Here is an 11,110-nt window from a genome sequence, read left to right on the forward strand (position 1 = left end):
CATTGAAATTGATTTTTGAATTATATATATTTGTCCCTTAATTAAATTAAAAAATGAACGTAGAAAAAATATTAGCCATTGCCGGAAAACCAGGATTGTTTGAATTGAAAATACAAACCCGTTCAGGTTTTTTAGCGGAATCATTACTAGACGGAAAGAAAATTACAGTGGGATTAAGAAGTAATGTTAGTTTGCTTTCGGAAATATCAATGTACACTTATACAGCAGAAAAGCCATTGGTAGAAATCATGAGAGCTATTGCTATCAAAGAAAATGAAGGACCAACATCGGTTTCTCATAAAGAAGATAATGCTAAGTTGGTTGCCTATTTTAAAGAGATTTTACCCGATTATGATGAAGACAGAGTTTATGCTTCGGATATCAAAAAATTATTGAACTGGTACAACATACTTCAGGCAAAAGGAATGGTTTCAAAAGAAGAACCAAAAGTAGAAAACGCTGAAGAAGTAAAAGAACAAGTTGTCGAAGAAGTAAAAGCTAAGAAAGAAACTAAGCCGAAAGCTAAAAAATAGTTAATTACTTTCTAATAAATATAAATCCTATTGCTGAATTTCAGTGATAGGTTTTTTTATTTTTATAAAGTTTTGAGTTCATAAACTTATAAACATCATAAACCTCATACACTTTCAAAATGAACACACGCCAACAGCAACTCGACGCTTTTAACAGATTACTTGATATCATGGATGATTTGCGCGAAAAATGCCCGTGGGACAAAAAGCAAACACTGGAAAGCCTGCGTCATCTTACCATTGAAGAAACCTATGAATTGGGCGATGCGATATTAAATAATGATTTGCAGGAAATCAAAAAAGAATTAGGCGACTTGCTGTTGCATATTGTTTTTTATGCCAAAATTGGTAGCGAAACAAACGATTTTGATGTGGCAGATGTCTGTAATGAAATTTGTGATAAATTAATCCATCGTCATCCGCATATTTATGGAGATGTTGTCGTTGCTGATGAAGAAGAAGTAAAGCAAAACTGGGAAAAGCTCAAACTTAAAGAAGGCAAAAAATCTGTCTTAGAAGGTGTTCCTAAAAGTTTACCAGCTTTGGTAAAAGCAAGCCGAATTCAGGATAAAGTGAAAGGTGTCGGCTTCGATTGGGAAGAACCACATCAGGTTTGGGACAAAGTACAGGAAGAATTGCAGGAATTGCAGGAAGAGGTCAATGCCGGAAATCAAGATAAAATTGAAGCTGAGTTTGGTGATGTTTTATTTTCGATGATTAATTATGCCCGATTTCTAAAAGTCAATCCCGAAGATGCTTTGGAGCGCACCAATAAAAAATTCATCAAGCGATTTATGTATCTCGAAAGCAAAGCGGGAGAACTTGGAAAACCATTAATGGATATGACACTTGCGGAGATGGACGTTTTTTGGAATGAAGCGAAGAAACTTTAGCGTTCAGTTTGCAGTCGCAGTAAGCAGAAATTTTCATCTAACATCCAACCCTTTTTTCCTTATATTTGAAAATCAACTAACCAATAAACCAAAACCATGTCAGAAACAAAACACCATTTACAACGCTCCTTAGGATTGCTTGATGCCACAAGTTTAGTGGCTGGTTCTATGATTGGCTCAGGAATCTTTTTAGTAACCGCAGCCATGGCAAGAGACGTTGGTTCTGCTGCATGGATATTGGTAATTTGGTTGGTCACAGGATTATTGACTATGTCGGCTGCCTTGAGCTATGGTGAGTTGGCTGGAATGATGCCAAATGCCGGTGGACAATATGTTTATATTCAACGAGCTTATGGAAAATTAATTTCGTTTTTGTATGGTTGGACGGTTTTTATGGTAATCCAAACAGGAACGATTGCAGCTGTTGCGGTAGCTTTTTCCAATTATACTGCCGTTTTCTTTCCATTTCTGGAAAATAAAATCCTTACAATTGGTGAAAGTTTCGCATTTACGAATAAGCAGGTTTTGGCCATATTTATCATAGTGCTGCTGACTTTTATCAATACAAAAGGTATCCGAAGCGGAAAAATAATTCAGGTAGTTTTTACTTCTGCTAAGCTGATTGCGTTGTTTGCATTGATAACGATTGGAATTTACATTGGATTTCATACCAATACTTTTGCTGATAATTTTGCGAAAATGTGGGAAGCCAAAAAAACTGTTTTGGATGAAAATGGAACTTTATTAATAACTAAATTGTCAGGTGTTGCTTTGCTTGGAGCCATGGGAGCGACCATTATAAATTCATTATTTTCGAGCGATGCCTGGAACAATGTAACTTTTATTGCAGGTGAAATTAAAGATCCAAAAAAGAACATTCCAAGAAGTTTGTTTTTAGGAACATTGATAGTCACCGTCATTTATATTTTGGCCAATATTGCTTATTTGGCTTTATTACCATTGAATGGAACTCCAGATGGGACAGTTGTTCAAAACGGAATTATGTTTGCCAGTCAGGATAGAGTAGGAGCTGCTGCAGCCAGCGCCATTATGGGAAATATTGGAGTTTTAGTAATGGCAGCATTGATTATGGTATCTACTTTTGGATGTAATATCGGATTGATTTTGTCAGGAGGAAGATTGTTTTATGCGATGGCAAAAGATGGTTTGTTCTTTAAACAAGCGGGTGAATTAAACAATTATGATGTTCCTGCAAAAGCGTTATGGGTACAGTGTCTTTGGGCATGTTTCTTATGCTTGACCGGGCGTTACGGAGATTTATTGGCGTATGCGACTTTTGCGTCCTTACTGTTTTATATCCTAACGATTGGAGGTTTATTCATTCTTCGCAAAAGAGAACCAGATGCGGAACGGCCTTATAAAGCTTTTGGTTATCCTTTTGTTCCGATATTGTATATGATCATTACCGGTCTGATTTGTGTTGATTTAGTGATTTATGACACTCGAAATACAGGCTTAGGTTTGTTTATTGTAGCATTAGGAGTTCCGGTCTATTATCTTTTTATGAATAAAAAAGAATAAAAAAAGCCCTCTCGTTTTTAGAACGAGAGGGCTTTTTTTTAGCTATAAACTTTATTATTATTTTGGTGCTGGTAGTGTTTCCAACATTTCAACTTCAAAAATAATGTTAGCATTTGGTGGAATTACAGTTCCTGCGCCTCTTTCTCCGTATGCTAATTTTGAAGGAATGAAAACCAAAATAGTATCTCCAAAATTCATCAGGTTTAATCCTTCAAGAAATCCAGGAATTAAACCATCTTTCTTTCCGTAAGGAAAAGGAAATGGTTGGTAACCGTTTTGTTTTGCTCTGTTTTCATCATATTTTCCGTACTCTCTGTTTACGCTTTCTATGCTGCTGTCAAAAAGACTTCCGTCTTCCAAATAACCTGCGTAGCTAATATAAACATTAGTGCCTTCTACTGGTTTTTTACCTGCACCGGTTTTAATGATTTTATATTTTAAACCACTTGCAGTTTCAGTTGCAGTAGCTTTAGTATCGTTTAAATATTTTGCTTTAGCTGCAAATACAACACCAAATTTCGCATTGTATTCGGCTTTCTTTTTAGCTTCCAGTTCAACTTGAGCTTTATTGTTTTCAGCAGCAAGAGCAGCTTCTTTTGCATCTTCTCCAGCTCTGTTTGCCATATAATCTGTGAAAATTTTTGCTGCGTCAAATTTCTTAGCATCTGCTCCCTTTCTTATGATTGTAATTTTACTTATTACATCATCCTGAGCAATTTTATTTACTACATCCTGACCTGTTATTACATAACCAAAAATTGTGTGCTTTCCGGTTAACCAGTCCGTATTTTTATGTGTAATAAAGAATTGCGAACCATTTGTTTTTGGACCTGAATTTGCCATTGCCAAAACTCCGGCTCTGTCAAATTTTGCATCAGTAAACTCATCTTTAAAAGCATAACCAGGACCACCAGAACCATTTCCTAACGGATCACCACCCTGAATCATAAAATCTGCAATAACTCTGTGGAATTTCAAGCCATCAAAGAAGTGTTTCCCTTTTAGTTTTTCATCGGTTACAAAAGTATTAGTTCCTTCGGCAAGCGAAACGAAATTGGCAACTGTAATTGGAGTTTTTTGATATTCTAACTGAATAAGAATCTTTCCTTTTGAGGTTTCAATCTCAGCAAATATTCCCAGATCAGCTGAAGGCGTTACCGGTTTACTTGCTGTTACTACTGGTTTACTTGATGTTACTACAGGTTTTGCTACTGGTTTCTTTTTAGTTTGAGCCGTGGCACTCATCATGCCCAGACAAATTAAAAGAAGAATGTTGAATTTAATTTTACTCATGATTTATTAATTTAATACTTATGGTTTATTATTGATTATTATTTACTTTTTTAGCTCGACTTCAAAAATCAAATTGGCATTTGGCGGAATTACATTTCCGGCGCCTTGTTCTCCGTAACCAAGATTGAAAGGAATAAAGAAAACTGCCTTTTCGCCCATTTTTAATTTACTCAATCCTTCAATAAAGCCAGGAATCATTCTGTTTGAACCTATAATATAAGGTAAAGGCGAATATCCATTCTGCATTGCTCTTTGCTCGTCAAATTTACCAAATTGTTTTGCAACATTTGGGCTGCTCGTATCAAAAAGCGTTCCGTCTTCTAAAAAGCCGGCATATTCTATATACACTGTCTGACCATCTTTTGGCTTATTGTCAGATGTTTTCTGAGTGATTTTATACTTAAATCCGGATGGAGTTTTAGATGCTGATTTCTTTAATTCGTTAAAAGATATAAGCTTTTGCTCTATAACCATTTTATATTTTCCATCATAGATTTTTTTGTTTTCCTCATCTATGGCAGCTTGCTTTTTTTGATTTTCTGCATCTGCTTTGAAATAATCGTTAAAGATTTTTACGGCATCAAATTTCTTTACCGCTTCACCTTTTCTAATGATTTTGACAGTCTTTATATAATCGTTCTTAACAATGTTACTTGCTACAATCAGCCCATCTCCAACAACACAACCAAAAACAGTATGTTTTCCATCTAGCCACGGAGTATCTTCCAGGGTGATGAAAAATTGGCTGCTATTAGTATTTGGCCCCGAATTTGCCATCGATAAAACTCCAGGTTTATCATGTCTCAAATCGGTAAATTCATCTCTGCATTTATAACCTGCATCACCCGAACCATTGCCTAACGGATCACCAGTCTGAATCATAAAATCTTCTGGGTCACCATTTGATTTGCTAATTACACGATGAAATTTCAAACCATCATAAAAAGGCTTTCCTTTAAATTCTTTGGATACAAATTCGTTTTTACCTTCTGCTAACGTAACAAAATTCGCCACCATAACTGGTGCTTTTTGGTATTCAAGTTCTAATAAAATGGTTCCTTTTGAGGTTTCAATTTCAGCATATAAGCCATCTTTTAAGTCTTTATATTCGTCTTTACACGAAGTAAAAGACAATGCAATAACTGCTAAAAGAAGATAAATCTTTTTATTCATTTTTTGGTAAATTAACTGTAGGTGTTATTTTTTCTTTTGGTTTAAAATCATTCAGAGTAACCGTGCAGATTATCGGTTCATTTGATTTTATAAGTTTGTTATCACCATGATAACCATAAGCCATGTGTGAAGGAAAAAGGAAAGTTACTTTTTCGTTTTTATGCATCAATTTGATTCCGTCACGCAATCCCATTATGATGTTTTGTTTGTCAACCAAATACGTTTGTGGGCGTAATTCAACTTCTGAATACACTACATTACCTTTCAAATCCATAATTTCATAATCAAACTGAGCGACATCGCCTTTTTTTGGACGAAGCGTGTCTTTCTCATTTTTGATGTGATAATGATACCAATATCCTTTTTTGGAAGCCAGATATTTTATTTTTGGATTGCTCTTAATTATAGAATCGATTTTTCCTTCTTCGCCGGCAATTAATTTTTTATTTCGTTCTGCTGATTCTTTCATGAAAGTTCCCGATGAACGCGAAATTGGCATTCGGGCTTGTTGCTGTTGTTTACAACTTAACAAAGTCATAAAAACTACAAAAAGGAAAATTATTTTCGATACGTTTTTCATGTTCTTATATTGTTATTTTTGAAATTAATTCTTCAAATTTATTGGTAGTTGCTTTCAGGCTTTCGTATGATTTTCCGCCTGCTGCATTGATATGTCCGCCGCCATTGAAATGCTCTCTGGCAAATTGATTTACATCAAAATCACCTTGTGAACGGAATGAAATCTTTATGATATTTTCATCACGATGTTCAATAAAAATGGCAGCAAAATTGATTCCTTTTATCGTCAAACCATAGTTTACAACGCCTTCAGTATCGCCTTTCTGATAATGAAATTCATCCAGTTCCTTTTGCGTAAGCGTGATATAAGATGTTTTAAATTCAGGGAAAACTTTTATGTTTTGCAAAGCTCTTCCAAGCAGTTGCAACCTATTGGCAGAATTGTCATCAAACAATAAGTTATGAATCTCACTATTATCAATGCCCAAATCAATTAATTCAGCCACAATTCGGTGTGTTGTACTTGTTGTTGACGGAAAACGAAATGAACCTGAATCGGTAGTTATTCCGGTATAAAGGCAAGTTGCAATTGTTTTGTCTATCAGTTCTTTTTTATCCAAAAACGAAATCACATTATAAACCATCTCACAAGTAGAGCCAATAGCAGTATCTGAATAAGTTACTGTTGCATAACTATCCGGTTTTTGATGATGATCAATCATAATCATTGGCGCAGAAAGTTTGCTTAAAACCTGTTCCATCTCACCGGTTCTGTGCAGTGCATTAAAATCTAAAGTGAAAACCAATTCGGTGTCATTCAATATTTTGGTGCAATTTTCTTTGTCATTTTCATAAATCAAAACAGTTTCTGATCCTGGTAACCACGCTAAGAAATTCGGAAATTCATTAGGAGAAATTACAACTGGTTTGTGATTCAGTTTCAAAAGAAAATGATACAATGCCAAAGTTGAACCCATCGCATCGCCATCAGGGCTTCGGTGTGGAATAATGGCAATTTTTTTTGGTGTAGCCAATAAATTCTGAATGACTAAAACAGCTTCTTTTTTCATCGTTGGCGAATGTACTAAAAAATGAAATACAGTTTATAGAGATTAAGGAGATTTTAAGTTTTATTTAGACATAAAAAGACCAAACCAAACGGCAAAAAGTCCGAGTAGAATGCTTAACGCAATATATCCAAAAGCGAGTATTGAATTGTTGTTTTGAAAAAGATTGAAATTTTCCATTCCAAAAGCTGAGAAAGTGGTATAACCACCACAAAAACCAGTTACTAAAAACCATTTTAACTGGCTGTCACTCAAATTGTTTTTTGCTAAAATCCCGATGAATAAACCAATTAAAAAACAGCCAATAATATTGGCAATAAATGTCGCCAGCGGAAATTGATTTGACCAGAATTTAGAAACCAAAACCGTTGTCAGGTAGCGAAGTACGCTTCCTAAGGCTCCGCCAATGGCTATATATAGAATCGTTTTTAGCATTTCCAATTTACGATTAAGGAATTAGGAATTAGGATTTTTTGGAATTATCTTTTTTGGATTGCTATTGAAATTGTCATTGCCATTGAAATTGTTTTTTTTCGGCAAACTTGCTTCTTCTGTTTTGCTTGAAGGCTCAATTAATTTGTTCAGTTGCTTGATTTCATCGTCGGTTAATTCCCGATATCTTCCAACATGAACATCCAAAGAAATATTGATAATCCGGGTTCTTTTTAAAGCGGTAACTTCGTAATCCAAATACTCACACATTCTGCGAATCTGTCGGTTTAAACCTTGTGTCAGTATAATTTTGAAAACAAATTTACTGATTTGTTCTACTTTGCACTTTCGGGTAACAGTGTCCAAAATTGGAACACCGTTGCTCATTTTTTGAATGAATCTATCGGTAATTTCTTTGTTAACGGTAACCACATATTCCTTTTCGTGGTTGTTTCGGGCACGAAGAATTTTGTTGACAATATCGCCGTCATCGGTCATAAAAATCAAACCTTCACTAGCTTTATCCAAACGTCCAATCGGAAAAATTCGTTTTGGATAATTGATATAATCTACAATGTTATCTCTTACACTTTGATTAGTTGTGCATTCAATGCCAACAGGCTTGTTAAACGCCAGGTATATTGGCTTTTCTCTTTTTTCCCTAACTAGTTTTCCATCCACGCGGACTTCATCATCTATAGAAACTTTTGTTCCCATTTCGGGTACAATTCCATTGATGGTAATTCGTCCTTCTTCCAATAATTTATCGGCTTCACGGCGTGAACAATAGCCTGATTCAGAAAGAAATTTATTGATACGTGTCTGATTGATTTCCATTTTGTACAATTTGACCTAAAGGTCTCGAGCTGCAAATATAAGATAATTTAAGAAGTTGAATTCAAATTCTGTTTCTTGATAAGTAAGTTAATAAATGGTTTCAAAAAAGTAAAAAAAAGGTTTGTAACTAGTAAGATTTTGCTATTTTTACCCACATGAATATACAAGGAAAACTTATAATTATTGGCGGTGCTGTTGATAAGGGCAGTTTCACTGAGACAGATTTGGATAAAAGTGCAGCAAAGAATTTGAACTTCTTTGAGGCTGGTATTTTAAAGAGAATTATTGACGAATCAAAACATAAAGCGAAGTCCCGGATTGAAGTCATTACTACGGCTTCCAAAATTCCAAAAGAAATTGGACCGGAATACGTAAAAGCATTGCACTATCTTGGTGCTGACAACGTTGATGTTTTAAATATTGAGCGTCGTGAGCAAGCTACCGAGCCAGAAATTTTGGATCGTTTGAAAGCTGCCGATGTCGTTATGTTTACTGGTGGTGATCAATTGCGATTGACTTCAATTCTTGGCGGAACACCATTTCATGATATTCTGTTAGATAAGTATCACAACGAAGATTTTGTATACGCAGGAACTTCTGCCGGTGCGGCTGCGGCTTCCAATAATATGATTTATCAGGGAAGTAGTAGTGAAGCTTTGTTGAAAGGCGAAGTAAAAATTACCAGCGGTTTAGGTTTGATTGACGGAGTGATTATCGATACACATTTTGTGCAACGTGGCCGAATTGGAAGATTATTCCAGGCGGTTGTCGGAAATCCAAGAGTGCTAGGAATCGGACTTGGAGAAGATACAGGATTGTTGATTACTAACAATACAATGATGGAAGCAATTGGTTCGGGGCTTGTGATTCTGGTTGACGGAAAAGAAATAAAAGATACTAATTTAACGCAGGTTGAATTGGGACAACCAATATCAATTAATCATTTGGTTACGCATGTGATGAGCATCCACGATACCTTTGATTTGACTACTTTTAAAATGACAATTAAATCATCACAATACGTTTAAAAAAGTTGTCGGTTGTCGGTTATCTGTTAAAACCGAAAATCGAAAACTGAAAACCTGAAAACAATGAAGCTCATTATCCACGGCGGATTTTTCTCTGAATCGTCAACAAATCACGAAACAAAAGTTGCCAAACAACAGGCATTGCTTCGTATTGTTAAAGATTCTTATGATTATTTGAAAACGCATAATGCTTTGGAAACTGTGGTTTATGCGGTTTCACTTTTGGAAGACGATGAGTTGTTCAACGCCGGAATTGGTTCCCAAATTCAGGCTGATGGTAAAATTAGAATGAGCGCTTCTTTGATGGATGGTTCTACTATGAAAATGAGTGGCGTAATCAATATTGAAGAAGTAAAAAATCCGGTGCAGGTTGCGCAGGTTTTACTGAATTATGACGATAAAATTTTGGGTGGAAGCGGAGCAACAAACTTTGCACATCAATACGGATTTGAAAAATTCTCTACAGAAACTCCCCAACGACGCTCAGAATATGAAACCAAACTTGCCGCCACACGAATAGGAACAGTAGGTTGTGTTGCTTTAGATAATGATGGAAAGATTGCTGTAGCCACTTCAACCGGAGGAAAAGGTTTTGAAATTCCGGGACGAATATCGGATTCGGCAACAGTAGCAGGAAATTATGCCAACGAATTTTGTGGTGTAAGTTTAACTGGCGTTGGTGAAGATATTGTTAGTGGAGCAGTAGCAGCCAAAATCGTAACCCGAGTTACTGATGGATTTACGTTAGAAAAAGCGTTTGAAAAAACCTTTGCTGAATTATTGCCTTTTGATGGTTTTGCCGGTGCAATTTCCATTGACAGTAAAGGAAATATCTTTCATCAGGATTCTCATCCGAGTATGGTTTTTGCAAGTTTTGATGGTGAGAAGGAAGAAGTTTTTGGTTAATGAGTTATTGTGCTAAACAGCTGTTATGCCTAGTTTTTTATTTTCAAGTCCTTTTTAATGTCAATGTATTTATACTTCAATTCAATTGTTGGTGTCAAATTTTTAATTGCGTTTGGAAGATAGCACTTTTCAATTATTTCTAAATAGTCAGAATAAAGAGCAAACGAGTTCAATGTAAATTCCTTTTGACAGTTTTCATATTGCTCTAGAGCCCAATTATAGGTTTCTTCATCAAGTTCAGCATTTTTGTCGAGCAACATTTCTTTGAGTTCTTTTTTCTGTTGCTCATATTGTCTGTTTTTGTCTGAGATTACTTGATTTTTGAAATGACCTGCTGTATCAATTACTTGGTCAATAGTAACAAATTGTCCTGTTAAATAGTTGTATGTATAGTAGTCACTCCAACTTGTGCAATATGCTCCGCAACCTTCAGCACTTATGTTAAATGAAATAAGTCCGTTTTTTATGTATGTCACTTGGAAGTCAAGATAAATTATTCCGTCAGCCCATTTAATTAGTGTTGAGTCAGTTGTAAGGTCTGGATATTCATTGTTTGTAAAACGGTTTTTTAAGTCCGTGTTTATTACTTTGTCAACTTGCAAATTACTTGTCTTTATCACAGGAAACTTTAGTTTTTCATTTTGAGCGTTTGAGAATTTCTCTGTTCTCGGAATGAATAAAGTATCAACGGAGATTATCTGTCCGAATGAAGTCAGACCAAAGGTTATAAGTAATATTGTCGTTAGGATTCGTGTCATTTAGGCGGTTTCAAGGTTCTAGCGCAATTTTTTGTTTTTTAAATTCGCTGTTTTATTTCCTGAATTTTTGCACCAAATTTTTGAAGATTTGGTTTCAAAATTAAAGAATAAAACTACACTATTTTTTTG

General features: G+C 35.3%; 12 protein-coding genes. 5 read left to right on the forward strand and 7 right to left on the reverse strand.

Annotation, left to right across the window (positions count from 1 at the left end; translation table 11 throughout):
- The first annotated feature begins 53 nt into the window (after positions 1-53).
- From ABIQ27_RS07665 to ABIQ27_RS07675, 3 genes are all read left to right on the forward strand, one after another.
- Positions 54-533, forward strand: a complete 480-nt coding sequence (locus tag ABIQ27_RS07665; RefSeq protein ID WP_348033230.1) for a DUF5606 domain-containing protein — start codon at positions 54-56, stop codon at positions 531-533.
- A gap of 119 nt (positions 534-652) precedes the next feature.
- A complete protein-coding gene (gene mazG, locus ABIQ27_RS07670) occupies positions 653-1,426 on the forward strand; it encodes a nucleoside triphosphate pyrophosphohydrolase (RefSeq protein WP_348033232.1) in 774 nt (257 codons plus the stop codon).
- A 96-nt stretch (positions 1,427-1,522) separates the two neighbouring features.
- On the forward strand, positions 1,523-2,968 hold the full coding sequence (locus tag ABIQ27_RS07675; protein WP_348033234.1) for an amino acid permease: 1,446 nt from the start codon (positions 1,523-1,525) through the stop codon (positions 2,966-2,968).
- Positions 2,969-3,025: 57 nt separating this feature from the next.
- Here the strand turns inward: ABIQ27_RS07675 and ABIQ27_RS07680 are convergent, their stop codons facing one another.
- Genes ABIQ27_RS07680 through rluF form a run of 6 tightly spaced genes read right to left on the reverse strand, consistent with a single transcriptional unit; the run spans position 3,026 to position 8,289 of the window.
- The gene (locus tag ABIQ27_RS07680) at positions 3,026-4,252 is read right to left on the reverse strand and encodes a peptidylprolyl isomerase (RefSeq protein ID WP_348033252.1); all 1,227 of its coding nucleotides are present in this window, start codon (positions 4,250-4,252) and stop codon (positions 3,026-3,028) included.
- A gap of 51 nt (positions 4,253-4,303) precedes the next feature.
- Positions 4,304-5,434 carry a peptidylprolyl isomerase gene (locus tag ABIQ27_RS07685; RefSeq protein ID WP_348033236.1) on the reverse strand — a complete coding sequence of 377 codons (1,131 nt, stop codon included), beginning with the start codon at positions 5,432-5,434 and terminating at the stop codon, positions 4,304-4,306.
- Positions 5,427-6,014, reverse strand: coding sequence for a gliding motility-associated peptidyl-prolyl isomerase GldI (gldI, locus tag ABIQ27_RS07690; RefSeq protein WP_348033238.1), 588 nt, complete (start codon positions 6,012-6,014; stop codon positions 5,427-5,429). The genes ABIQ27_RS07685 and gldI overlap by 8 nt, the downstream gene beginning before the upstream one ends.
- A gap of 4 nt (positions 6,015-6,018) precedes the next feature.
- A complete protein-coding gene (locus ABIQ27_RS07695) occupies positions 6,019-7,023 on the reverse strand; it encodes a bifunctional oligoribonuclease/PAP phosphatase NrnA (RefSeq protein WP_348033240.1) in 1,005 nt (334 codons plus the stop codon).
- Between the two features lie 60 nt (positions 7,024-7,083).
- The gene (gene crcB / locus ABIQ27_RS07700) at positions 7,084-7,455 is read right to left on the reverse strand and encodes a fluoride efflux transporter CrcB (protein WP_348033242.1); all 372 of its coding nucleotides are present in this window, start codon (positions 7,453-7,455) and stop codon (positions 7,084-7,086) included.
- A gap of 21 nt (positions 7,456-7,476) precedes the next feature.
- Positions 7,477-8,289: a 23S rRNA pseudouridine(2604) synthase RluF gene (gene rluF / locus ABIQ27_RS07705; RefSeq protein WP_348033244.1), complete on the reverse strand. Its 813-nt coding sequence runs from the start codon at positions 8,287-8,289 to the stop codon at positions 7,477-7,479.
- 155 nt (positions 8,290-8,444) lie between these two features.
- Between rluF and ABIQ27_RS07710 the strand changes: the two genes are divergently transcribed.
- Together ABIQ27_RS07710 and ABIQ27_RS07715 are read left to right on the forward strand one after the other, a co-directional pair.
- Positions 8,445-9,317: a cyanophycinase gene (locus tag ABIQ27_RS07710; RefSeq protein ID WP_348033246.1), complete on the forward strand. Its 873-nt coding sequence runs from the start codon at positions 8,445-8,447 to the stop codon at positions 9,315-9,317.
- Positions 9,318-9,380: 63 nt separating this feature from the next.
- A complete protein-coding gene (locus ABIQ27_RS07715; RefSeq protein WP_348033248.1) occupies positions 9,381-10,223 on the forward strand; it encodes an isoaspartyl peptidase/L-asparaginase in 843 nt (280 codons plus the stop codon).
- A gap of 29 nt (positions 10,224-10,252) precedes the next feature.
- Here the strand turns inward: ABIQ27_RS07715 and ABIQ27_RS07720 are convergent, their stop codons facing one another.
- The gene (locus ABIQ27_RS07720) at positions 10,253-10,981 is read right to left on the reverse strand and encodes a hypothetical protein (RefSeq protein ID WP_348033250.1); all 729 of its coding nucleotides are present in this window, start codon (positions 10,979-10,981) and stop codon (positions 10,253-10,255) included.
- Positions 10,982-11,110 lie beyond the last annotated feature (129 nt).

The sequence above is a fragment of the Flavobacterium sp. genome (assembly GCF_039916025.1).
Taxonomy (GTDB): Bacteria; Bacteroidota; Bacteroidia; order Flavobacteriales; family Flavobacteriaceae; genus Flavobacterium.